At 68.2% G+C, this 22821-nt stretch carries 20 protein-coding genes and 1 pseudogene; 9 read left to right on the forward strand and 12 right to left on the reverse strand.

The window, feature by feature from the left end; translation table 11 throughout:
• Positions 1–4: 4 nt before the first annotated feature.
• The gene (locus KHB019_RS01160) at positions 5–1006 is read left to right on the forward strand and encodes a DMT family transporter (protein ID WP_230102879.1); all 1002 of its coding nucleotides are present in this window, start codon (positions 5–7) and stop codon (positions 1004–1006) included.
• On the opposite strand, the gene pgl is transcribed toward KHB019_RS01160, so the two are convergent.
• Genes pgl through tkt form a run of 6 tightly spaced genes read right to left on the reverse strand, consistent with a single transcriptional unit; the run spans position 1000 to position 9135 of the window.
• Complete coding sequence (gene pgl, locus KHB019_RS01165) at positions 1000–1779, reverse strand: 6-phosphogluconolactonase (RefSeq protein ID WP_325472138.1); 780 nt, start codon at positions 1777–1779, stop codon at positions 1000–1002. The genes KHB019_RS01160 and pgl overlap by 7 nt on opposite strands.
• A gap of 5 nt (positions 1780–1784) precedes the next feature.
• On the reverse strand, positions 1785–2720 hold the full coding sequence (locus KHB019_RS01170; RefSeq protein ID WP_230102877.1) for a glucose-6-phosphate dehydrogenase assembly protein OpcA: 936 nt from the start codon (positions 2718–2720) through the stop codon (positions 1785–1787).
• Positions 2717–4264: a glucose-6-phosphate dehydrogenase gene (gene zwf / locus KHB019_RS01175; protein ID WP_230102876.1), complete on the reverse strand. Its 1548-nt coding sequence runs from the start codon at positions 4262–4264 to the stop codon at positions 2717–2719. The genes KHB019_RS01170 and zwf overlap by 4 nt, the downstream gene beginning before the upstream one ends.
• A gap of 49 nt (positions 4265–4313) precedes the next feature.
• Positions 4314–5921, reverse strand: coding sequence for a glucose-6-phosphate isomerase (locus tag KHB019_RS01180; protein ID WP_337457928.1), 1608 nt, complete (start codon positions 5919–5921; stop codon positions 4314–4316).
• Positions 5918–7030 (reverse strand): transaldolase, encoded by a 1113-nt coding sequence (gene tal / locus KHB019_RS01185; RefSeq protein WP_337457929.1) that lies wholly within the window; start codon positions 7028–7030, stop codon positions 5918–5920. The genes KHB019_RS01180 and tal overlap by 4 nt, the downstream gene beginning before the upstream one ends.
• Positions 7027–9135, reverse strand: coding sequence for a transketolase (gene tkt / locus KHB019_RS01190; protein WP_443193178.1), 2109 nt, complete (start codon positions 9133–9135; stop codon positions 7027–7029). The genes tal and tkt overlap by 4 nt, the downstream gene beginning before the upstream one ends.
• A gap of 218 nt (positions 9136–9353) precedes the next feature.
• On the opposite strand from tkt, the gene KHB019_RS01195 reads away from it, so the two are divergent.
• On the forward strand, positions 9354–10259 hold the full coding sequence (locus KHB019_RS01195; protein ID WP_230103124.1) for a heme o synthase: 906 nt from the start codon (positions 9354–9356) through the stop codon (positions 10257–10259).
• Here the strand turns inward: KHB019_RS01195 and KHB019_RS01200 are convergent.
• Complete coding sequence (locus tag KHB019_RS01200) at positions 10205–10654, reverse strand: hypothetical protein (protein WP_230102873.1); 450 nt, start codon at positions 10652–10654, stop codon at positions 10205–10207. The two genes, KHB019_RS01195 and KHB019_RS01200, sit on opposite strands and share 55 nt — an antisense overlap.
• 45 nt (positions 10655–10699) lie before the next feature.
• The gene (locus KHB019_RS01205; protein ID WP_230102872.1) at positions 10700–11854 is read right to left on the reverse strand and encodes a COX15/CtaA family protein; all 1155 of its coding nucleotides are present in this window, start codon (positions 11852–11854) and stop codon (positions 10700–10702) included.
• A 231-nt stretch (positions 11855–12085) separates the two neighbouring features.
• Here KHB019_RS01205 and sufB point away from each other — a divergent pair, with 231 nt between their 5' ends.
• Genes sufB through KHB019_RS01240 form a run of 7 tightly spaced genes read left to right on the forward strand, consistent with a single transcriptional unit; the run spans position 12086 to position 18679 of the window.
• Positions 12086–13504, forward strand: coding sequence for a Fe-S cluster assembly protein SufB (gene sufB, locus KHB019_RS01210; RefSeq protein ID WP_230102871.1), 1419 nt, complete (start codon positions 12086–12088; stop codon positions 13502–13504).
• Complete coding sequence (sufD, locus tag KHB019_RS01215) at positions 13505–14710, forward strand: Fe-S cluster assembly protein SufD (protein ID WP_337457930.1); 1206 nt, start codon at positions 13505–13507, stop codon at positions 14708–14710.
• The gene (locus KHB019_RS01220) at positions 14707–15033 is read left to right on the forward strand and encodes a non-heme iron oxygenase ferredoxin subunit (protein ID WP_230102869.1); all 327 of its coding nucleotides are present in this window, start codon (positions 14707–14709) and stop codon (positions 15031–15033) included. The genes sufD and KHB019_RS01220 overlap by 4 nt, the downstream gene beginning before the upstream one ends.
• Position 15034: 1 nt before the next feature.
• A complete protein-coding gene (gene sufC, locus KHB019_RS01225) occupies positions 15035–15805 on the forward strand; it encodes a Fe-S cluster assembly ATPase SufC (protein WP_230102868.1) in 771 nt (256 codons plus the stop codon).
• A 9-nt stretch (positions 15806–15814) separates the two neighbouring features.
• On the forward strand, positions 15815–16147 hold the full coding sequence (locus KHB019_RS01230; protein ID WP_230102867.1) for a metal-sulfur cluster assembly factor: 333 nt from the start codon (positions 15815–15817) through the stop codon (positions 16145–16147).
• Between the two features lies 1 nt (position 16148).
• A complete protein-coding gene (locus tag KHB019_RS01235) occupies positions 16149–17321 on the forward strand; it encodes a MalY/PatB family protein (RefSeq protein WP_337457931.1) in 1173 nt (390 codons plus the stop codon).
• Positions 17318–18679 carry an MFS transporter gene (locus KHB019_RS01240; RefSeq protein ID WP_337457932.1) on the forward strand — a complete coding sequence of 454 codons (1362 nt, stop codon included), beginning with the start codon at positions 17318–17320 and terminating at the stop codon, positions 18677–18679. Before KHB019_RS01235 ends, KHB019_RS01240 begins: the two co-directional genes overlap by 4 nt.
• 248 nt (positions 18680–18927) lie before the next feature.
• Here the strand turns inward: KHB019_RS01240 and KHB019_RS01245 are convergent.
• The 4 genes and pseudogenes from KHB019_RS01245 to KHB019_RS01260 form a co-directional block, all read right to left on the reverse strand.
• A pseudogene (locus KHB019_RS01245) lies at positions 18928–20001 on the reverse strand (acyltransferase family protein); the annotation flags it as partial.
• A gap of 111 nt (positions 20002–20112) precedes the next feature.
• Entirely contained in the window at positions 20113–20781 is a 669-nt protein-coding gene (locus KHB019_RS01250; RefSeq protein WP_230102864.1) for a response regulator, read from the reverse strand.
• A complete protein-coding gene (locus KHB019_RS01255) occupies positions 20778–22010 on the reverse strand; it encodes a sensor histidine kinase (RefSeq protein ID WP_337457933.1) in 1233 nt (410 codons plus the stop codon). Before KHB019_RS01255 ends, KHB019_RS01250 begins: the two co-directional genes overlap by 4 nt.
• Positions 22007–22678: a DedA family protein gene (locus KHB019_RS01260; protein ID WP_337457934.1), complete on the reverse strand. Its 672-nt coding sequence runs from the start codon at positions 22676–22678 to the stop codon at positions 22007–22009. Before KHB019_RS01260 ends, KHB019_RS01255 begins: the two co-directional genes overlap by 4 nt.
• Positions 22679–22821 lie beyond the last annotated feature (143 nt).

Below are 22821 nucleotides of genomic sequence, written 5' to 3' on the forward strand. Positions count from 1 at the left end.
ATGGATGTCTGTTGACGAGGTCAGCGATCAGCTGGTCGGGGCATTCCAGAACCCGGCTCTGCTGCTCGGCATCCCGCTCGCCCTCGCCGGAGCCGTGTTCATGTCGCTCGGCGCCCAGTACCAGCACAGGGGTGTCACCAAAGTCGAGCGTCTGAGCGGCGCAGACGGAGCGACCGGACTCACGTGGCATCAGATCAGGGCGCTGCTCACGCGTCCCTCCTGGATCCTGGGGACCCTGATGCTGGGTCTCGCTATCATCTGTCAGCTGTCGGCTCTCGCCATCGCACCCCTGATCGTCGTCCAGCCCCTCGGCGCGATCGCTCTGGTGATGACGACCCTCCTCAACGCCCGCGTCTCAGGACACGCGCCCACCAGGCGATCCCTCACCTCGATCTTGGCCTGCGTCGGCGGCATCTTCCTCTTCGTCTTCCTCGCCGCCATCTTCGCCACGGAGAAGGACGTCACGACCGAGAACCTGTTCGTGATCCTCACGACGCTGCTCGTGGTGATCATCATCCTCGGCGCGTGCTGGTTGATCCTGCGGCACCGCATGCGGGCGCTGTTCTACGTGATCGGCGCCGGGGTCCTCTACGGTTTCGTCGCCACGCTCGCCAAGGTGATCATCAAGCGGCTGCAGGCCGAGAACTTCGACTGGCTGACCCTCGTCTGCGTCATCGCCCTGATCGCCGCGGCCGCCGTGGGCGCGTACTTCGTGCAGACCGCCTACAGCTCGGGCCCCCCTGATCTCGTCATCGCCGGTCTCACCGTCGTGGATCCGATCGTCGCGGTCGTCATCGGCATCGTCGTGCTCGGCGAGGCGGCAGCCGCGCCGGTGTGGGCGCTGGTCGCCTTCGTAGCGATCGGAGCCGTGGCGGTGTGGGGTGTCGTCGGGCTCGCCCGCTACCACCCGCAGGTGCTCAGTGAGAGCCAGGAGCTCGGGATCGCACGCGGCAGCGACGGTCAGGCGATGCCCGACGGCAAGCCGGCCTCAGAGCGCGATCAGTAGCTCTGGTCGATGAGGTCCTCCGGGACCTCTGCGGCTGCGGCCTCGTCGACGAAGAACACCGTGCGCTTGCGTCCCTTGGCGCCTGCCGCCGGCACGTTGGTGTAGCTGGCGCCGGCCAGCGCGAGGCCGAGGGCCGAGGCCTTGTCGGCCCCGGTGAGCACCAGCCACACGCGCTTCGACGTATTGATCACCGGACGAGTGAGCGTGATCCGCTCCGCCGGAGGCTTCGGGGAGTCGCGAACAGGGAGCACAGCGGCATCCGCCACCGTGACCTCGATCCGGTCGGGGAAGAGCGAGGCGACATGTCCATCGGCGCCGACGCCGAGGAAGCACACGGCGAACGACGGCCACGGGTCGTCGTCGGTGCCGAAGCGCGCGAGCTCCGCGGCGTATGCGACGGCCGCCTCATCGAGCGTGAGTCCGCCGTCGGCGGCTGCCATCTCGTGGATGTTCTCGGCGGGCACGTCGATGCGGTCGAGCAGAGCACGACGGGCCTGCAGTGCGTTCCGATCGTCGTCGCCGGCGGCGACGAAGCGCTCATCGCCCCACCAGAAGTGCACCAGCGACCAGTCGATCAACGGGGTCTTCGGATGCTGGGCGATGGCCTGCAGCACCGTTCCGCTCATCGAGCCGCCCGTGAGCGCCACGTGTGCGATGCGCCCGTTGCGTGTGCGCGCCTTGACACGGGTGAGGAATCGGTCGGCGACACGGTCGGCCACGGCTGCCGAGGTCGACTCGATGACGACGACTTTGTCGGCGAGAGCTGGTTCCATGCGCCTTACGCTACCGTCTCGGGCGGACCGAGCTGCTCCCACCCCTCGGTGATGACGCGGCCGTAGAGCACGTCGGGGTCGAGCCGGCGAAGCTCTTCCGCCAGGCACTCCCGCAGCGTTCGCCGAGGCAGCACCAGATCGTGATCCGGCTGATCGGGCTGGGTGAGCACGGCGACCCCCGGCTCAGGACGCTCGAGCAGGATGTCGCCGCTGGCGCGGGACAATCTCACCGATTTGATGCCGTCTGCCCAGTGGGCGGGATCCTCGTACGACCAGCGCACCGGCACCTTCAGTGCCAGCCGCAGCCAGGCTGCCAGCAGCGCCGTCGAGGGGGACTCGGCTGCACCGCGCACCTCGACGGCGGAGACCGTCTCGAAGGGCGGTTGATCGAGGACGGCGGCGAGCTGCTCGCGCCAGTGCGTCAGACGCGTCCAGGCGAGGTCCGTGTCGCCGGGCGCATGGGTGCGCCCGCGCAGATCCAAGCGGTCGCGGACGTCGGGGGTGGTCGCGGCATCCGTGATACGACGTTGGGCGATGCGGCCGAGGGGGGATGCCGCGGGGTCGGTCGGCGCTTGGTCCGGCCACCATGCGACGACAGGGGCGTCGGGCAGCAGCAGGCCCGTGATCAGGCTCTCCTCGTTGCTCGCGGCATCCCCGTGCGCCTGGAGGACGACGACCTCACTGGCACCGGCATCCCCGCCGATGCGGATCTGGGCGTCCAAGCGAGCCTCGCCCTCACCCGTGGTGAGGACGATGACGCGCATCGGGTGCTCCCGAGAGGCGTCGTTGGCCGCGTCGATCGCGGCCTCCGCGACACCGTTGCGGGCCGAGATCACGAGGGTGAGCACGCGGCCGAGCGCGACGGCGCCGCCCTCTTCGCGCACCTTGACGAGCTGCTTGGCGACCTGACTGACGGTCGTGTCGGGAAGGTCGATGATCACGGTCGTCTCCAGACTCGTCCGTCGCGGGCCAACAGGTCGTCGGCGGATGCCGGGCCCCAGGAACCGGGTGCGTACTGCTCGAGCGGGCCCCCCTGGGCTGCCCAGTACTTCTCGACGGGGTCGAGGATCTTCCAGCTGAGCTCCACCTCTTCATGGCGGGGGAACAGCGGCGGGTCGCCGAGCAGAACGTCGAGGATCAGGCGCTCGTAGGCCTCGGGGCTGGCCTCGGTGAAGGCGTGCCCGTAGCCGAAGTCCATCGTGACATCGCGCACGTTCGTGCCCGTGCCGGGGACCTTCGAGCCGAAGCGGATCGTGACGCCCTCATCGGGCTGCACGCGGATCACGAGAGCGTTCTGCCCGAGCTCGGACGCGTTGCCGCGCCCGAACAGATGCTCCGGTGCGCGCTGGAACACCACGGCGATCTCCGTGACGCGGCGTCCGAGCCGCTTGCCGCTGCGCAGGTAGAACGGGACCCCGGCCCAGCGACGGTTCGCGATCTCGAGCTTGATGGCGGCGTAGGTCTCAGTGATGGATTCCGGGTTCATCCCGTCCTCCTCGAGGAAGCCGCAGACCTCCTGACCGCCCTGCCAGCCGCCGTCGTACTGTCCGCGCGCTGTGGCGAGAGACAGGTCCTCCGGGAGCTTGACGGCGGCGAGCACCTTCTCCTTCTCAGCGCGCAGGTTCTCGGCCGAGAGGCTGATCGGCTCCTCCATCGCGGTGAGCGCGAGGAGCTGCAGCAGGTGATTCTGGATGACATCGCGCGCAGCGCCGATGCCGTCGTAGTAGCCGGCACGCCCGCCGACGCCGATGTCCTCGGCCATCGTGATCTGCACGTGGTCGACGAAATTGCGGTTCCAGATCGGCTCGTACAGGGCGTTCGCGAAGCGCAGCGCCAGGATGTTCTGGACCGTCTCCTTGCCCAGGTAATGGTCGATGCGGAAGATCGAGTCCGCAGGGAACGCGACCTCCAGTGCTTCGTTCAGCGCACGCGCCGAATCCAGGTCGTGTCCGAACGGCTTCTCGATGACCACACGACGCCACTGGTCGTCCCCGCGGTCCTCGCCGACGAGGCCGGACTCCTTGAGCTGCTTCGCGACCAGCGGGAAGGCCTTCGGCGGGATCGACAGGTAGTACGCGTGGTTGCCCATGGTGCCGCGTTCGACGTCGAGCTTCTCGACGGTCTCACGGAGCTTGCGGAACGACTCGGGGTTGTCGAATTCGCCCGAGACGAACCGGATGCCCTGCAGGAGCTGCTTCCAGGTGTCTTCGCGGAACTCGGTGCGAGCGTGCTCCTTGACCGCTTCGTACACGACCTGCGCGAAGTCCTGGTCCTCCCAGTCGCGTCGCGCGAACCCGACCAGCGCGAACCCAGGGGGCAGCAGCCCCCGGTTCGCGAGGTCGTAGACCGCTGGCATGAGCTTCTTGCGGGACAAGTCTCCTGTCACGCCGAAGATCACCAGAGCGCTGGGACCTGCGATTCGGTTCAGGCGACGATCATCGGGGTCACGCAGCGGGTTGTGACCGCGTGAAACGGGAACAGTCATCAGTGCGATGTACTCCTGTTGGGGTGGCTGGTGTCCGAGAGAGTTCGGACTACTTCTGAGCTGCTTCGAACAGCGCGAGCACGTCGGCGGAATCGTCCGTGATCGTGAGCGACACGACCGGACGCCCGTGCTCGGCCAGCACGGCGGCATCTCCGGCGGCCTGCGCCTGGATGAGCTGGCCGAACGTGAACGGCCGGTCGGGGATCTCGAGATCCACGTCGGTGCGCTCCAGGATCTGCAGGTAGACACCCTGCGCAGGGCCCCCCTTGTGATACTGGCCGGTCGAGTGCAGGAAGCGCGGCCCCCAGCCGAACGTGGTGGGCCGACCGGAGTCGGCCGCCACGAGCTCGCGGAGCCCCTGGAGCTGCGGCAGTTCGAGCCGGTTGACGTATGCCTGGATGGAGACGTAGCCGTCTTCGGGGAGCTGCGCCCACAGGGCGTCCATGACGGCTTCGATGTTGCCGGACGCGGCGAGAGCGGGGTCGGTGACCCGAACCTCGATCCCGTCCTGCACGAAGGCCGGCTCGGTCGGCTCCGGGCGCTGGTCGAGCAGTCCACGCGCTGCGACCTTCGCCGACTCGACGTCCGGCTGGTCGAACGGGTCGATGCCGAGCAGGTAGCCGGCGATGGCCGTGGCGTACTCCCAGACGATGAGGTTCGCACCCAGCGAGCCGCTGACGAGGATCTCGCCCTCGTGACGCTCGCGGAGGTGGAACTCGGCTGCGTCATCGACGAGGCGGACGATCTGCAGGTCAGCGGGGATGGCCTCCAGCTCGGGGGAGACCGGCAGCAGGACGACGGGCAGGATGCCGGTGCCCTCCTTGCCCGTGGACTCGGCGATCAGCTGCTCGATCCAGTCGGGAAGGCCGACGATGTGGGTGCCGTCGGTGACGAGGCCGAGCTTGTCGCGTCGCGGTTCGGTGGCAGCGATCGCCGCGGCGAGACGGAGCGCGGGGTTGTCGGCCCTGTCGGCCGCGACCTGCAGGAGAGTGGCCTCCGCCTCGTCGAGCAGCTCGGCGATGTCGACGCCGGCGAGGCCGGACGGGACGAGTCCGAACGCGGTCAGTGCCGAGTAGCGGCCGCCGACGTTCGGGTCGGCGTTGAAGACGCGGTAGCCGGCCTCACGAGCCGACGTGTCCAGCGGCGAGCCGGGGTCGGTCACGACGACGATGCGCTCGACCGGGTCGATGCCGATGTCGCGGAACGCTGCCTCGAACGTGCGGCGCTGCGAGTCGGTCTCGACCGTCGAACCGGACTTCGAGGAGACAACGAGCACGGTTGCCGCCAGCTCGTCGTCCAGCGCGGCGAGCACCTGACCGGGAGCGGTCGAGTCGAGGATCGTCAGCGGTACACCGGCCGTCTGCGCGATGACCTCCGGCGCGAGGGACGATCCGCCCATGCCGGCCAGCACGACACGGGTGACGCCCGTGGCGCGCAGGTCGTCGCGCAGGGCGAGGATCTCGTCGACGAGCGGGCGCGAGACGGAGACCGCCTCGACCCACCCCAGACGCTTCGCGGCCTCTTCTTCGGCTGCGGGGCCCCACAGCGTGGAGTCGAACGCCGTGATGCGCGACGCGATGAGGTCGCCGACAAGCTGCGGCACGACCGCCTCGATCGCGGCCTTGGCCGCGCCTGAGGCGTGGATCGAGAACGTCATCGCTGGGCCTCGAGCCCCTCGGAGACCTGAGTCAGGAGGTCGTGCCACGAGTCGATGAACTTGGCCACGCCTTCGTCCTCGAGCACCTGGGTGACATCGGCGAAATCGACGCCGACCTTCTCGAGCCCGGCGAAGACCTCGCGAGCCTCCTCGTAGCCGCCTGTGATCGTGTCGCCGGTGATGACGCCGTGATCGAAGGTGGCCTCGAGCGTCTTCTCGGGCATCGTGTTCACCACGCCCTGTGCGACGAGCTCGGTCACGTAGAGGGTGTCGGGCAGTGCGGGGTCCTTGACGCCCGTCGATGCCCACAGCGGACGCTGCAGGTTCGCGCCGGCGTCCAGCAGAGCCTTCGCACGGTCACCGGCGAACGTCTTCTCGAAGAGCTCGTACGCGAGACGCGCGTTCGCGAGTCCGGCCTTGCTCTTGAGCGCGAGCGCCTCGTCGGTGCCGATCGCGCTCAGGCGCTTGTCGGTCTCGGTGTCTACACGCGACACGAAGAACGAGGCGACGGACTGGATCGTCGACAGATCGATGCCCGCGTCCTTCGCGGTCTCGAGCCCGGTCAGGTAGGCGTCGATGACGTCCGCGTAGCGCTCGAGGCTGAAGATCAGCGTCACGTTGACGCTGATGCCGGCCCCGATCGCCTGGGCGATCGCGGGGAGACCCGCCTTGGTGGCGGGGATCTTGACCAGCAGGTTCGGGCGATCGACCTTGGCCCACAGCTGCTTGGCCTGAGCGACGGTTCCGTCGGTGTCGTGCGCGAGGTCGGGGGAGACCTCGATCGAGACGCGGCCGTCGACATGACCCGATGCCTCCCACACAGGGCGGAACACGTCGAGCGCGGCAGCGACGTCCTGCGTGGTCGCCGCGAAGACGGCGTCCTCGGCGCTGGCGCCGGATGCTGCGAGCTCAGTGACCTGAGCGTCGTACGACGTGTCATCGGGGTTGGTGATGGCGTTCGCGAAGATCGTCGGGTTCGTGGTGACACCGGTGACGTTGCGCGATTCGATCAGTTCGGCGAGGTTGCCCGAGTCGATGCGGGTGCGGGACAGGTCGTCGAGCCAGATGCTGACGCCGGCGTCGTGAAGCTGAGAGGTGGGGGTGCTCATGCGTTCTCGTTCTCCTTGATGGTCTCGCGAGCCGCCTCGACGACGGCGTCGGCGGTGATGCCGAACTTCTGGAAGAGGGTCTTGTAGTCGGCGGAGGCGCCGAAGTGGTCGATCGCGACCGAGCGTCCCTTGTCTCCGACGATTGCGCGCCAGGTGAGGGCTGAGCCGGCCTCGACGGAGACGCGAGCGGTGACGTCCTGCGGGAGGACGGACTCGCGGTACGCGGCATCCTGCTCGTCGAACCACTCCAGTGACGGAGCCGAGACGACCCGGGCGTTCACGCCCTCGGCCGCGAGCGTCTCGCGCGCCGCGACGGCTAGCTGCACCTCGGACCCGGTGGCGATGAGGATGACGTCTGGCGTGCCGTTCGGTGCCTCGGCGAGCACGTACGCGCCCTTGGTGGCGTTCTCGGCGGAGGCGAACGTGTCGCCGGTTGCCACATCATCACCGCGCTCGAATACCGGGATGTTCTGGCGAGTCAGGGCGATACCTGCGGGGCCGGCGTGACGGCGGAGCAGCTCGAGCCACACGACCGAGGTCTCGTTCGCGTCTGCGGGGCGCACGACCGTGAAGTTCGGGATGGCGCGCAGCGTCGCGAGCTGCTCGATCGGCTGGTGCGTGGGGCCGTCCTCGCCGAGAGCGACGGAGTCGTGCGTCCAGACGAAGATGCTCGGGATGTTCATCAGGGCGGCCAGACGCACGGCAGGGCGCATGTAGTCGCTGAAGATCAGGAACGTGCCGCCGAAGGCGCGGGTCGGTCCGTGCAGGACGATGCCGTTGATGATCGCGCCCATGGCGTGCTCGCGGATGCCGAAGTGCAGCACGCGGCCGTACGGGTTTCCGGACCACTCGTGGGTCGACCACTCGCTCGGGATGAACGAGGCGGCGTCCTTGATCGTGGTGAGGTTCGACTCGGCGAGGTCGGCCGAGCCGCCCCAGAGTTCAGGAAGCTCGGCGGCGAGGGCGTTGATGACCTGGCCGGATGCAGCGCGCGTCGAGACTTCCTTGCCCGATTCGAAAGCGGGGAGGGCGTCGACGATGCCATCGGGGAGCTCATGCGCCTCGACGCGGTCGAGCAGTGCCTTTCGCTCCGGGTTCGCGGCCGCCCAGGCGTCGAACGACTTCTGCCATGCGGCGCGCTCCTCGGCAGCGCGGGCGGCGAGGTTCCGGGTGTGCGCGATGATGTCGTCGGCGACCGCGAAGCTCTGCTCGGGGTCGAAGCCGAGAACCTTCTTGGTCGCGGCGAGCTCGTCGGCACCGAGGGCGGACCCGTGGATCTTGCCGGAGTTCTGCTTGCCGGGCGACGGCCAGCCGATGATCGTCTTCAGGACGATGAGCGACGGCTTGTCGGTCTCGCCCTTGGCGGCCTCGATCGCGGCGTTCAGCTCGGCGACGTCCTCGACGTACTCGCCCGTCTTCTTCCAGTCGACCGTCTGCACGTGCCAGCCGTAGGCCTCGTAGCGCTTCGCGACATCCTCGGTGAAGGCGACGTTGGTGTCGTCCTCGATCGAGATCTGGTTCGAGTCGTAGATCGCGATGAGGTTGCCCAGCTGCTGGTGGCCGGCGAGCGAGCCGGCCTCGCTGGTGACGCCCTCCTGCAGGTCGCCGTCACCGGCGATCACGTAGACGAAGTGGTCGAATGGGCTCGTGCCGGCAGCGGCCTCTGGATCGAACAGGCCGCGCTCGTAGCGCGCGGCGTATGCGAAGCCGACAGCGGAGGCGAGGCCCTGACCCAGCGGGCCGGTCGTGATCTCGACGCCCTTGGTGTGCCCGTACTCGGGGTGGCCAGGGGTCAGCGAGCCCCAAGTGCGCAGCGACTTCAGATCGTCGAGCTCCAATCCGAACCCGCCCAGGTACAGCTGCACATACTGCGTCAGGGACGAGTGCCCTGCGGACAGGATGAAGCGGTCGCGACCCAGCCAGTCGGTGTCGGTCGGGTCGTGGCGCAGCACGCGCTGGTAGAGGAGGTAGGCCGCTGGGGCGAGGCTCATGGCCGTCCCCGGGTGACCATTGCCGACCTTCTCGACGGCATCCGCCGCAAGAATCCGCGCAGTGTCCACCGCGCGTCGATCGATCTCTTCCCACTGCAGTTCGGTCACGGTCATGCCCTTTCCAACAACCTTTTAGGGCGCCCGATTCCCTAGCGCATCCGCATCGTCACGGACAGGTGCACAGCGCCGGGCGCGAGTGGTTTCAGCTTAGACCCGCCACCGAGGTGCGCACGCGACGTTACGACACGGACGTCGCCGGCGCATGCTGTGCCCTGCACTAGACTGAAGGGGTTGTCGGAGTGTGCGCGGAGGAGGCGATCGATATCTCGACCATGTCGCAGACGACGGCGGTGAAGCGGCCGATCGGCCGTACGATCAAGGCCTATGTGTCGCTGACCAAGCCACGGGTGATGGAGCTCCTCCTCGTCTCCACCGTCCCCGTGATGTTCCTCGCGCAGGGCGGCATGCCCAACCTGTGGCTCGTGCTCGCGACCGTGCTCGGCGGCGCGATGAGCGCCGGCTCCGCCGCGTCGTTCAACATGTACCTCGATCGGGACATGGATGCGCACATGCATCGCACCGAGAACCGCCCCCTCGTCACCGGCGAGATCTCGCCGCGGGCCGCACTGATCTTCTCGTGGGTCCTCGCCGTGGCATCCACGGTGTGGCTGCTCGCGACCACGAACTGGCTGACGGCCGTGCTCTCGGTCTCGGCGATCTTCTTCTATGTCGTGATCTACACGATGATCCTGAAGCGCCGTACGGAGCAGAACATCATCTGGGGCGGGATCGCCGGATGCTTCCCCGTGGTCATCGGCTGGTCGGCCGTAACGGGTGACGTCGCCTGGCCGGCCGTCGTGCTGTTCGTGCTCGTCTTCCTCTGGACTCCGGCGCACTACTGGCCGCTGTCGATGAAGTACCGCGACGACTACTCGGGCGCCGACGTTCCGATGCTCGGCGTCACCCGCAACGCGTCGCAGGTGGGCCTGCAGGTCATCCTCTACGCCTGGGCCACGGTCGCTTGTTCGCTTCTTCTGATCCCGGTCGCCGGGATGGGTCTGGTGTACACGGCATCCGCTCTCGTCTTCGGCGGATGGTTCATCTACGAGTCGCACCGCCTGTACGACCAGGCGGTGCGAGGCTCGAAGCCGCGTCCGATGCGCGTGTTCCACGCGTCGATCAGTTACTTGACGCTGATCTTCCTCGCGGTCGCGATCGACCCGCTGCTGCCGTTCTGACCTTCCGACTCCTCGTCGGACGAGTCGGTCTCGGGCGACGCATCCGTCGTAGCCTCAGTCGTCTCGGCTGAGGTCTCGGTGGCCACATCGTCCTGAGCGGTCCATTCGATGGGCTCGACGACGACGGGCGCTGAGGCGGGCAGCAGACTCTTGACGGCGCCCAGCGCGAGGGTGAGCAGCACGCCGATGACCCCGGCGGCCAGGATCGCAGCTCCCGCGGTGATCCACGCCTGACCGACGTAGACCTCGACGTTCGTCGCTGTGCCGTCCAGCAGCGTCGTCTGCATGGTGGTCGTGTTGTCCCACACCAGCCAGCCGCCGAAAGCGACGGCGACGACGGACAGGACCAGGAGCAGCCAGTAAGGGATGCTGCGTGTGAGTGACGTCTTGTTCATGCGTGCCAGCATCCACAGACTTCTGATGCGGGCGTGATGTGCGCGCTATGCGCGGGCTGAACGCGGGGCTTGCTCACCCGGTGCATCCGACGCGATCGCCGCATCCGCGGCGACGGGACGCTTCATCTTGAGGACGGCGACCGTGTACGCGGCGGCCGACAGCGCCGCGAGCACCATGTGGATGCCGACGAGGAGCTCGGGGAGGCCCTCGCGCGCCTGCCAGACGCCGACGACGATCTGCACGAGCACGGCGAGGGTCAGGACGAGAAGCCACCGGCGGGGCTCGAGCCGCAGCACCCACGACGAGACCGTCAGGACCACGATGAGGGCCGCGAGGATGTACCCCGGCCAGGAGTGCACGTGCGCGAGCACTGTGGCGTCGAATCCGTCGCGGATGACGTTCGCATCACCCGAGTGCGGGCCGGATCCCGTGGTCAGCACGCCGAAGAAGATCGTCGCAGCCAGCGCGAGCCCTGTCACGTGGGAGAGGAGCGCGAACCACCGGGGCACGACGCTGACGCGTGCGCCGCCCGGCTCCTTCATCCTGACCAGGAACGCCGCGGTCACGCACACCAGGAGCAGCGACGAGGCGTAGTGGAACCCGACGATGAACGGGTTGAGGCCCGTCAGCACGGTGATCCCGCCGACGAACGCCTGCGCCACGACGCCGATGAGCACGATCCACGCCAGCAGGGCGAGGTCTCGGCGCTCCGGCGTGATGCGGAGTGAGTGCACGGCGCCGATCACCGTGGCGAGGATGAGCCCCAGCGAGAAGAAGGCGAACGGCTCGGTGGTCAAGAGCGAGGCGATGCCGAAGCAGATCGCCCCGGCGACGATGCCGCCGAGCGCGAACCACAGTGCGGCGACGAGGGAGCGACGGCCGCCGACCGCGTGCAGGACGAGCAGAAGGACGGCGATCGCGAGGAGACCCACGACCCCGGTCATGGTGCGGTTGCCGAACTCGATGATGCCGTGGATGCCCTGAACCTCATAGATCGGCACGAGCGACTCCGGCGTGCACAGCGGCCAGTCGGAGCAGCCGAGGCCCGAGCCGGTGAGGCGAACCGCGCCGCCCGTTCCGATGATGATGACCTCGGCGAGGAACGACAACCAGGCGAGCACCCGCAGCGGGCGCCCGAACGCCGGACGCGACCGGCCCTCATGCGTCGAAGCGGCGGGGTGTGCGATCGTGTCGGCCATGCGTCCTCCGGCCCACGCCCGAGCACGGGCGCACGGCCCGGTTGTCAGGGGGAACCTGTAGAATCGGAATGAAGTGATGCACGCGCTGTGCGCGAGGTGCACCACTGACAGTTTAGGCGCGAAGAACGCGTCCGTGATGAGGCCCACCAGCGGCACCGATCCCCATCCCAACCGATGGGGTCCGGCATGCCGGGGCGGATGACACCGTTGAGGCCCAGCAAGGAGAGTGTGATGTCGGATGTGCTGATCGACCGCCCGGAGCTCGAAAGTCTGGGGGTGTACGAATTCGGCTGGCACGATGAGGACGCGGCCGGAGCCATCGCGAAGCGCGGCCTCTCCGAGGACGTCGTCCGCGGGATCTCCGCGCTCAAGGACGAACCGGAGTGGATGCTGAAGACCCGTCTGAAGGGCCTGCAGCTGTTCGGTCGCAAGCCCATGCCCACCTGGGGCGCGGATCTCAGCGAGATCGACTTCGACAACATCAAGTACTTCGTGCGCTCGACGGAGAAGCAGGCTCAGTCGTGGGAGGACCTCCCCGCCGAGATCCGCGAGACGTACGAGAAGCTCGGCATCCCCGAGGCCGAGCGCCAGCGTCTCGTCGCCGGTGTCGCCGCGCAGTACGAGTCGGAGGTCGTCTACCACCAGATCCGTGAGGATCTAGAGGAACAGGGCGTCATCTTCATGGACACCGACACCGCCCTGCGCGAGCACCCGGAGTTCTTCGAGGAGTACTTCGGCTCTGTGATCCCGGCGGGCGACAACAAGTTCGCGGCGCTCAACACGGCCGTTTGGTCGGGCGGATCATTCGTCTACGTCCCGAAGGGCGTGCACGTCGAGATCCCGCTGCAGGCGTACTTCCGCATCAACACCGAGAACATGGGCCAGTTCGAGCGGACGCTGATCATCGCCGACGAGGACAGCTACGTCCACTACATCGAGGGCTGCACGGCCCCGATCTACAAGTCGGACTCGCTGCACTCGGCCGTCGTCGAGATCATCGTGAAGAAGAACGCCCGCGTTCGCTACACGACGATCCAGAACTGGTCGAACAACGTCTACAACCTCGTCACCAAGCGCGCGGTCGCCCACGAGGGCGCGACCATGGAGTGGGTCGATGGGAACATCGGCTCCAAGGTCACGATGAAGTACCCGTCGATTTACCTGATGGGCGAGCACGCCAAGGGCGAGACGCTCTCCGTCGCCTTCGCCGGCCCCGGCCAGCACCAGGACGCCGGAGCCAAGATGGTCCACATGGCGCCGTACACGCAGTCGTCGATCGTCTCGAAGTCGATCGCTCGGGGGGGCGGCCGCGCCGGTTACCGCGGCGAGGTCCGCGTCGATCCTGCGGCCCACCACTCCGCGAACTCGGTCGTCTGCGACGCACTGCTCGTCGACACGCAGTCGCGCTCCGACACGTATCCGTCGATCGACATCCGTGTCGACGACGTGCAGCTCGGCCACGAGGCCACGGTCTCGAAGGTCAGCGAGGAGCAGCTGTTCTACCTGATGTCGCGAGGCATGGAAGAGACCGAGGCGATGGCCATGATCGTGCGCGGCTTCATCGAGCCGATCGCGCGGGAGCTGCCGATGGAGTACGCCATGGAGTTGAACAAGCTCATTGAGATGGGCATGGAAGGATCGGTCGGCTAAATGGCGGCCCAGGTTACCGCGCCCGCAGAGGCGCAGCACACGAACGCGCACATCGACCCGGCCGCCCAGGTTCCGGGTGCCGGATTCGTTCCGGTCCAGACCCGCTCCGAGCGTCCGCGCTCGTTCGATCCGGCGGACTTCGGAACGCCGACCGGTCGAGAGGTCAACTGGAAGCACACCCCGGTCGCGCAGCTTTCCGAGCTGTTCACCACCGCCGAGCAGAACGACGGCGTCACCTACGACGTCGAGACCGGCGCGCAGTTCATCTGCGCGCCGCTCGCGGCCGGCGACGTCCCGCGCGGCGAGTTCTTCGTCCCGGAAGACGTCGTCTCGGCCGTGGCGTGGCAGGGTTCGGCTGAGGGAATGCACGTGCGCATCCCGCGTGATGAAGAGGTGGCGGAGCCGGTCCTCGTCACGATCACCGGGCAGGGCGCGGACAAGCGCGCCGACGCCCACATCGTGATCGAGGCGCTCGAGAACAGCTCGGCCACCGTCGTGCTGCGCCACCGCGGTTCGGCGCAGTACGCGCAGAATGTCGAGATCATCGCCCGCGCCGGCTCCCGGCTCACCGTCATCAGCGTTCAGCGCTGGGATGACGATGCTGTGCACGCAGCATCCCACCAGGCACGCGTCGACAAGGATGCGCTCGTCAAGCACTTCGTCATCAGCTTCGGCGGCGGCATCGTGCGTGTGAACCCCAACGTCGAACTCTCCGGCACCGGTTCGGAGGGGCGCATGTATGGACTCTCGTACGCCGACGCGGGACAGCATCTGGAGAGCCAGGTCTATCTGCACCACAAGGGCGCGCACACGACCGGGGACGTGCTCTACAAGGGGGCGCTGCAGGGCGAGAGCGCCCGCAGCGTATGGATCGGTGATGTCCTCATCGGGCCCGACGCCACCGGTACCGACTCGTACGAGGCCAACCGCAACCTGGTGCTCACCGAGGGCGCACGCGCCGACTCGATCCCGAACCTCGAGATCAAGACCGGCGACATCCTCGGTGCGGGCCACGCCAGCGCCACCGGTCGTTTCGACGACGAGCAGTTGTTCTACCTGCAGGCCCGCGGCATCGGCGAAGAGGAAGCCCGTCGGCTCGTCGTGCTCGGCTTCCTCAGCGACGTCGTCCAGCGTCTCGGCATCCCCGCCCTCGAGGAGGAGCTGCTGGCCGCCATCGAGACCGAGCTCGCGGCGGTGACCGCGTGAGCGCCCAGCGCGCCTGCGGTCTGAGCGAACTCGAGCAGGACACCGCATTGCGGGTCGAGATCGACGGCGTCCCGATGGCCGTCGTCCTCGACTCGAACGGCGAGGTGCACGCCATCGGCGACACCTGCACGCACGGCGAGATCTCGCTGTCCGAAGGCTTCGTCGAGGGCGAGACGCTGGAATGCTGGGCCCACGGCTCGCAGTTCTCCCTGCTCACCGGCAAGCCCCTCAACCTCCCCGCTTTCGAGCCCGTCCCGGTCTACGTCGTCCAGATCGACGGCGACGACGTGCTCATCGACCCGACCGTCATTAAGGAAGTCTGAAATGTCTGTTCTTGAGATCCGCGACCTGCACGTCTCGGTCGAGACCGAGGCGGGGGCCACCCCGATCCTCAACGGAATCAACCTCACCATGAAGACCGGTGAGACGCACGCCATCATGGGCCCCAACGGCTCCGGCAAGTCGACGCTCGCGTACACGATCGCCGGCCACCCGAAGTACACCGTCACCGGCGGCACGATCACGTTCGACGGCGACGACGTCCTGGCGATGTCCGTCGACGAGCGCGCACGCGCGGGCCTCTTCCTCGCGATGCAGTACCCCGTCGAGATCCCCGGCGTGACCGTGACCAACTTCCTGCGCACCGCGAAGACGGCCCTGGATGGCGAGGCCCCCTCGATCCGCTCGTGGACCAAGGACGTCAAGTCCGCCATGACCAACCTGCGCATGGACCCGAAGTTCGCGCAGCGCAACGTCAACGAGGGCTTCTCCGGCGGCGAGAAGAAGCGCCACGAGATCCTGCAGCTCGAGGTGCTCAAGCCGAAGTTCGCGATCCTCGACGAGACCGACTCCGGTCTTGACGTCGACGCGCTGAAGATCGTCTCCGAGGGCGTCAACCGCGCCAAGGAGGCCACCGGCCTCGGTGTGCTTCTGATCACGCACTACACCCGCATCCTCCGTTACATCCGCCCCGACTTCGTGCACGTGGTCATCGCGGGCAAGATCGTCGAAGAGGGCGGCCCCGAGCTCGCCGACCGGCTCGAGGACGAGGGCTACGACCGCTTCCTCGACCCTGCCGCTCCTATCGAGGCGTAGGCTGATCGCATGACCACCGCGACTCTTGCCCCGGAGAAGTACGACGAGGTCACCGAAGCTCTGAAGGACGTGATGGATCCCGAGCTCGGGATCAACGTCGTCGACCTCGGGCTCATCTACGACCTCGCCTGGGACGACGAGAACGACGCCCTCGTGATCCACATGACGCTCACCAGCGCCGGGTGTCCTCTGACCGACGTTCTCGAGGAGCAGACGGCACAGGCGCTCGACTCGGTCGTCGACCGGTTCCGCATCAATTGGGTGTGGATGCCGCCGTGGGGTCCCGAGCGGATCACCGACGACGGACGCGACATGATGCGCGCCCTCGGCTTCGCCATCTGACGTGACCGAGCAGGTCTCGGCGCTTCCGCTGGCGCAGCTCAGAGAGCGCACCAGCGAGAAATGGCGGGAGTACCCGGCGGACGTGCTGCCGCTGTTCGTCGCGGAGACGGACTTTCCGCTCGCCCCGGCCATCACCGCGGCTCTCGATCGTGCGGTCCGGATGGGAGACACGGGGTACGTCGCCTCGAGGACACCGCTCGCTGAGACCTTCACGGGCTTCGCTCAGCGCCGCTACGGCTGGTCGCCCGACCCAGCGCGGATGCGGACGACGGCTGACGTGAGCATGGGGATCGTCGAGATCCTCCGGCGTGTGACGGCTCCCGGCGATCGCGTGATCGTCACGACGCCCGTCTACCCGCCGTTCTTCGACCTGGTCGAGGAGGCCGGCGCCGTCGTCGAACGCGTTCCGCTGCGCGACACCGGCAGTGCGTGGGAGCTCGACCTCGACGGCATCCGCTCGGCACTCGAGTCCGGCGCTCGAGCCGTGCTGCTGTGCAACCCCCACAATCCGACCGGAACCGTGCACTCCGCGGCATCGCTCTCCGCTCTCGCCGAGCTTGCTGCCGCACGTGGCGCTGCGGTTGTCTCGGACGAGATCCACGCGCCGCTCGCCCAGCCGGGGACGGGCTTTACGCCGTTCCTGAACGTGTCCGACGCCGCGCGCGAGGTCGGCTATGCGATCGTCAGCGCCAGCAAGGCGTTCAACCTCGCCGGCCTGAAGTGCGCTCTGATGGTCACGGCAGCCGACGACACCACGCGCCTCGTTCGCGGGCTGCCCGTCGAGGTGGAATGGCGCACCGGTCAGTTCGGGATGCTGGCCGCCACCGCTGGGTTCTCACCGGAGAGCGATCCCTGGCTGGACGGTCTGCTCGTCACACTCGATGAGAACCGACGTCTCATCGCCGAGCTGTTTGCCGAGCACCTCCCCGCAGCCCGCTACCGGATGCCGGATGCCGGGTACCTCGCGTGGATCGACCTCACCGATCTCGGCTGGGGCACGAACCCGTCCAGGCGCATCCTTCGCGAAGCCAAGGTCGCCCTGCACTTCGGGCCGGCATTCGGCGCGGAGGGCGCAGGGCACGTCCGCCTGAACTTCGGCACGAGTCCCGAGATCATCACCGAGGCGATCACCCGCATCGCCGCGCTGCCGCCCCTCGAGACGCGCGACGCATGAGCGTTCAGGCGATCCCGTCGATCTGGGATCGGGAGCGCATCTGGGTGACGATCGGCGCCGTCGCGCTGATCTTCCTCGCGGCGATCGAGTCGCTGGCCGTAACCACCGTCATGCCGGTCGTCAGCGCTGCGCTGAACGGTCAGGCGCTCTACGCCGTCGCCTTCGCCGGAACCCTGGCTACCAGCGTCATCGGCATGGTCGCGTGCGGGGCGTGGTCGGACGCACGAGGGCCGCGTGGTCCGCTGTACGTCGCCGTGTCACTGTTCATCGCAGGTCTCCTGATCTCGGGCTTCGCGTTCACGATGGAGCAGTTCCTCGTCGGCCGGCTCGTACAGGGGCTCGGCGCCGGTGGCGAGACCGTCGCGCTGTACGTCGTCGTCGCCCGGCTGTACCCGCCGCAACTGCACGGACGCATCTTCGCGGCGTTCGCGGCAGCGTGGGTGGTTCCGGCGATGATCGGGCCGTTCCTGGCCGGCGCCGTCGCCGAGTTCCTCGACTGGCGGTGGGCGTTCCTCGGTGTGGCCGTCCTGACTGCGATCGCGTTCCTGATGATCGCCCTGCGGCTGAGGGCGCTCGACCTGGGCGGCGGAGATCCGTCAGGCGTCGTCGGGCTCACCAAGCGGCTGCTGCTGGCGGTCGTCGTCGCTGTCGCCGCGGTGGTCGTCGGGATCTCGGCCAAGGCGGCCCCCGAGGTCGGCTGGCCGATCGCCGTCGTCGCACTGGTGGCCATCGGGGTCGCGGTCACGCCGCTGCTGCCGAAGGGCGCGCTGCGCGCGGTTCGAGGTCTGCCGAGCGTCGTTCTCATGCGCGGTCTGGTCGCCGGCGCGTTCTTCGCCGCTGAGGCGTACATCCCGTACCTGCTCATCGCCGAGTTCGGCTTCACCTCGACCTGGGCCGGTATCGCCCTGATGCTCGCCGCCTTCGCGTGGGCCGGCGGTTCGGCGCTCCAGGGGCGGTACGGGGAGCTGCTGGGAAACCGGCGCATCGCGCTGATCAGTCTCGGACTCATCCTGATCGCGGTCGTCAGCGTTCTCTTCACCGCGCTGACCGCGGCGAGCCCCGCGATCGTCGTGATCGGCTGGGGCTTCGCCGGCGGCGGCATGGGGCTGCTCTACCCGAGGCTGACCGTGCTGACCCTGGCGTACTCCGCACCGGGCAACGCCGGGTTCAATTCGTCTGCCCTGTCCATCTCCGACGCGACGGGCTCTGCGGTGGCGGTCGCGCTGGCGGGGCTCGGCGTCGCGACGCTGGGCGGCGGCGCGGACGCGTTCCCGCTTGTCTTCGCGTTCTCGATCGCGGTACTGCTGTTCGCCATGCTGCCAGGACTGCGGCTCGGCCACGGCGCCGAGCCGGCCTGAACGGCGCGCGCTCCAACCGAGCCCGCCGCGATTCGGCCCATGCGATCCGCGACGCCGTCTCCCGTGGAGTGCGTGAGGCGAAGGGCCGCCAGCATCAGCCCGACGGCGATCACGGCCGTGAGAGGCGTGGTTCCGAGGACGAGAAGGCCGGCGATGGCCGCGATGCCGACTGCGGCGGATGCCGCCAGGCGTGCGCTCGACCCGGTGTGATGGGGAGCCGTGCGCGATTCGACCCGCGCGAGTGCGATGGCGACGCCCGCGGTCAGGATGAAGACCACAGCCAGCCACAGCGGGCGCGTCATCCACCATCCGAGGCTGCTGGGCTGAGGGAGGGCGAGTCCGGTGACGATCGAGAGCACGGCGGATCCGCCTGCCATGGCGAGCAGGACCGGCATGTGCCAGAGGTAGATCGTCATCGCGCGCGGCGTGATGAAGGTGCGCAGGACGGTTCCGACGGGTGTGACGCTCCACGTGTTCAGGCGGTCTCGCATGAGCGACATCAGCATGGTGTGCGCAGCCCCTACGAGCAGCAGCGCGGTCGTCGGAGGGTTGATGTTCTCGATCAGATCGGTGGAGTGGATGCCGGCCGCGAAACTGAGCAGCAGCCCTCCGACGGCGGCGACACCGATGACCGCCCGCGTTCGGCGGCTGAGGGACGCGATCCGGCCGTCTGCGAGGAAGAAGCCGAGCTGCTGGAGGGCCAGCCACACGAAGGCGAGGTTGAGGATGCCGAACACGGCGTCGCCGCTCGTGATGCGCGCCGCATCCACGATCACGGCAGCGGCGACGAGCAGTCCGATCGTCCGCCACGGCGCGCGCTCGTGCGCTCGTGCGAGCGCCGGCAGCAGAACCTGGCAGAGCAGGAACACGGCGAGGAACCACAGCGGCTGTCCGAACCGGTAGCCGGCGATGCCGACCAGATCGTCGGGAACGCCCGAGATCAGCAGGGCGGTGAGCGCCGCGCCGACGATGGCGACCGTGAACACGGCGGGCAGCAGCAGCCGGTGGATGCGTGCGGACGCGAATGACGCGCCCGTTCCGCCGCGCCGCCGGCTTCGCGCGAACGACGTGTACCCGGCGAAGCCGCCGATGACGAAGAACAGCGGCATCACCTGCAGCACCCAGCTGAGCGGCGCGATCCACACCGACCCCTCGCTCGCGTTGACGAACAGGGGACCGGCGTCCGTGACGGTGACGCCGACCATGAGGGAGTGGATCACGACGACGCCGAGCACGCAGAGCGCGCGCACCAGATCGATGCCGGTATCGCGCACGGTCCGTGCCTCGTGCGGGGGTGTGACTCGCAGGTCCGCGATGGCCATGTTCTCCTCCTCGGTGGGTGTTCGAGGAGGTTATGGACGCGGTGCGGCGCGTCGCATCAACCCAGGGTGTCGACGTGGCCCCTACCTGGGTACGGTCAGGCGGGTCTCCTGTCAGACGGGATTCACGAGCCCTGTGTCGTAGGCGAAGATCACGGCCTGCACGCGGTCGCGGGCTCCGACCTTCGCGAGGATCTTGCCGACGTGCGTCTTGACGGTCTGCTCGGCGATGAACAGCGCGCCGGCGATCTCACTGTTCGATCGGCCCTGTCCGATGAGCACGAGTACCTCGCGTTCCCGCTCGGTGAGGTCGGCGAGCAGATGCGCGGATGCCGTGGTGCGCGGCTTCTGGGACGCGAACTGCGCGATCATCCGCCGGGTGACGCTCGGCGCGAGCAGTGCATCGCCCTCGGCGATCACGCGCACGGCATGCACGAGTTCGTCCGGCAGAGCGTCCTTCAGGAGGAATCCGCTGGCTCCGGCCCGCAGCGCGTCGTAGACGTAATCGTCGATGTCGAAGGTGGTGAGCATGAGGATGCGCGGCACCTTCGCGGCCGGATACGAGGGGCCGAGAATCCGCCGAGTGGCCTCGATGCCGTCCAGCTGCGGCATCCGCACATCCATGAGGATCACATCGGGATCGAGCCGCGCAGCGAGCGAGACGGCTTCCAGACCGTCCGCTGCCTGGCCGGTGACGATGATGCCCTCGTGGGCATCCAGGAGCGCGGCGAAGCCGGCGCGAACCATCGCCTGGTCATCGGCGATGAGGACTTCGATCGTCACTGGGGTCCTTCCGCTGCGGTGATCGGATGCCGCGGCATCCGCGCGATGACCGTCCAGAAGCCGTCGGCATCCGGTCCTGTCGTCACGCTTCCACCCAGCAGTGTCGCCCGCTCGTTCATGCCCCGCAGCCCGTGCCCGCCAGGGACGCCGGTGCCCTCCGGGTCGTAGCCGTTGCGGATCACAAGTTGAACGTCGGCGTCATCCGCCGTCAACGATACCGAGATCGGCGCCCCGGGTGCGTGGCGCACGGCATTGCTGAGCGCCTCCTGCGTGATCCGGTACACCGCCAGTTGCGTCGCGGTGGAGACGTCATCGCTGACGGCCTGACTGAGCGAGACGGCGGCACCAGCGCGCCGGGTGGTCTCCACCAGGGCGGGGACGTCGTCGATGCCGCGCTGCGGCGCGAGCTCGGCGCTCTGGTCCTCGGTGCGCAGAACGCCCAGGACGCGGCGCATCTCGGTGAGGGCGCCCCTCGCCGACGCTGCGATGTCGTCGAACTCCGCGGCCGCCGGCTCCGGCAGATCGGGAACGCGATACCGTGCGGTCGACGCCTGGACCTGGATGAGCGACATGCTGTGCGCGACGACATCGTGCAGCTCGCGGGCGATGCGCGTGCGCTCCTCCACGAGCTCGCGCTTGGCCTGCTCCTGAGCGGTGTGGGCGCGTTCTCGCGTGAGCTCCTCGCCGAGCCGGAGGCGGCCGGCGAACAGCACGGCGACGAGGTACAGCCCACCGACGACCGAGCTCGTCACGATGAGGGAGTTGCCGCTGGGAACGGACGGCAGCATGATCGCGGCAGTGATGCCGGCAACGCTCCCCAGGGCGAACTGGATGAGACCGGGGCGCCATCCGTGCCGGAAGGTGACCGCTGACACCTGGACGGCGAAGGCGATCAGCATCGGGACGGACCACGGCCACGGCGCGCCGGCCGCGGCATCGCGCGAGATCATCAGCGGGATGAGCACCGCGGATGCCGTGAAGAGGATGATCGCGAGGTTCGGGTACCGCACGGACACCAGGGGAGCCCCCAGCGCGGCGAGCGCGAGGGCCATCGTTACGGCGACGGGGGATCCGTACGCTGCCGCGTGCAGCGGCACGAGCACGGAGTACAGCACGACCGCGATGGTCGCGAGGATCACCACGAGAGCGGAGGTGCGATCGCGCGGCCAGAGCTTCAGGCGCCGGGACGGCTTCTTCTGCCGTTCCTTCTTCGCTCGCATGGGAGTCATCTTGCCACCTCGACGCGATCGGCCTCGCGCACCTCGCTTCCGGCGACGGTGGCCTCGGCCGCCGTGATTCGGGCACGGCGCCGTCGTCGGATCGCGGTCGCCCGATCGATGATCAGACCGAGGATCAGTGCGACGGCGATGCCGCACACGGCGCTCAGCAGCGGCTGATCTTCGAGCCAGCGCCCGGCGAGCATGCCGATGCCTGCGCTGTACGCGGACCAGGTCACGGCCGCGACCGCACTGAGCGGCAGGAAGCGGCGCCACGGGTACCCGAGTGCGCCGGCGGACATGTTCACGGCGACCCGGCCGACGGGGATGTAGCGCGCGCCGAGGATGAGCCCTGCGCCGCTGCGGGTCAGCGCCCGCCGGGCGAGATCGAAGGCGGCGGCGATGCGGGGACGCCGCATCCACGCGAATCGTGTCGTGCCGACGGAGCGACCGATCGCATATGCGATGTTGTCGCCGATCATCGCGCCGATCGCGGCCACTGCGCACAGCAGCACGATGTTCGTGCTTCCCGTCGAGACCGCTACGGCGGCTGCGGCGACCAGCACGGCCTCGCTCGGGATCGGCGGGAAGAAGCCGTCGATGACGGCGGTCGCGAACATGACGAGATACAGCCAGGGGGAGGCTGCGGCCTGAAGGATGAGCTCGTTGATGACGTCCACGAGGAGAACCTACGTATCGGGTGGATGCCGACACATCACTCTCAGGTATCGACTGCGTCATACTCCAGAGTGGTCTTCGCGATGTCGTGCATGCGTCTCGCACCGTCTTCGCATCAGTTGGCGACCTATACTGGGAGGCTGGT

The sequence above is a fragment of the Microbacterium sp. KHB019 genome (genome assembly GCF_037285405.1).
Taxonomy (GTDB): Bacteria; Actinomycetota; Actinomycetes; order Actinomycetales; family Microbacteriaceae; genus Microbacterium.

Excerpts from the sequence above, each read along its gene's own strand:
- KHB019_RS01160 (WP_230102879.1), top strand. The coding sequence starts at position 5 with ATGTCTGTTGACGAGGTCAGCGATCAGCTGGTCGGGGCATTCCAGAAC.
- sufB (WP_230102871.1), top strand. The coding sequence starts at position 12,086 with ATGTCGGATGTGCTGATCGACCGCCCGGAGCTCGAAAGTCTGGGGGTG.
- sufC (WP_230102868.1), top strand. The coding sequence starts at position 15,035 with ATGTCTGTTCTTGAGATCCGCGACCTGCACGTCTCGGTCGAGACCGAG.
- KHB019_RS01240 (WP_337457932.1), top strand. The coding sequence starts at position 17,318 with ATGAGCGTTCAGGCGATCCCGTCGATCTGGGATCGGGAGCGCATCTGG.
- KHB019_RS01255 (WP_337457933.1), bottom strand. The coding sequence starts at position 22,010 with ATGACTCCCATGCGAGCGAAGAAGGAACGGCAGAAGAAGCCGTCCCGG.
- tal (WP_337457929.1), bottom strand. The coding sequence starts at position 7,030 with ATGAGCACCCCCACCTCTCAGCTTCACGACGCCGGCGTCAGCATCTGG.
- KHB019_RS01205 (WP_230102872.1), bottom strand. The coding sequence starts at position 11,854 with ATGGCCGACACGATCGCACACCCCGCCGCTTCGACGCATGAGGGCCGG.
- zwf (WP_230102876.1), bottom strand. The coding sequence starts at position 4,264 with ATGACTGTTCCCGTTTCACGCGGTCACAACCCGCTGCGTGACCCCGAT.
- KHB019_RS01195 (WP_230103124.1), top strand. The coding sequence starts at position 9,354 with ATGTCGCAGACGACGGCGGTGAAGCGGCCGATCGGCCGTACGATCAAG.
- KHB019_RS01230 (WP_230102867.1), top strand. The coding sequence starts at position 15,815 with ATGACCACCGCGACTCTTGCCCCGGAGAAGTACGACGAGGTCACCGAA.
- pgl (WP_325472138.1), bottom strand. The coding sequence starts at position 1,779 with ATGGAACCAGCTCTCGCCGACAAAGTCGTCGTCATCGAGTCGACCTCG.
- sufD (WP_337457930.1), top strand. The coding sequence starts at position 13,505 with ATGGCGGCCCAGGTTACCGCGCCCGCAGAGGCGCAGCACACGAACGCG.
- tkt (WP_443193178.1), bottom strand. The coding sequence starts at position 9,135 with ATGACCGTGACCGAACTGCAGTGGGAAGAGATCGATCGACGCGCGGTG.
- KHB019_RS01200 (WP_230102873.1), bottom strand. The coding sequence starts at position 10,654 with ATGAACAAGACGTCACTCACACGCAGCATCCCTTACTGGCTGCTCCTG.
- KHB019_RS01180 (WP_337457928.1), bottom strand. The coding sequence starts at position 5,921 with ATGACGTTCTCGATCCACGCCTCAGGCGCGGCCAAGGCCGCGATCGAG.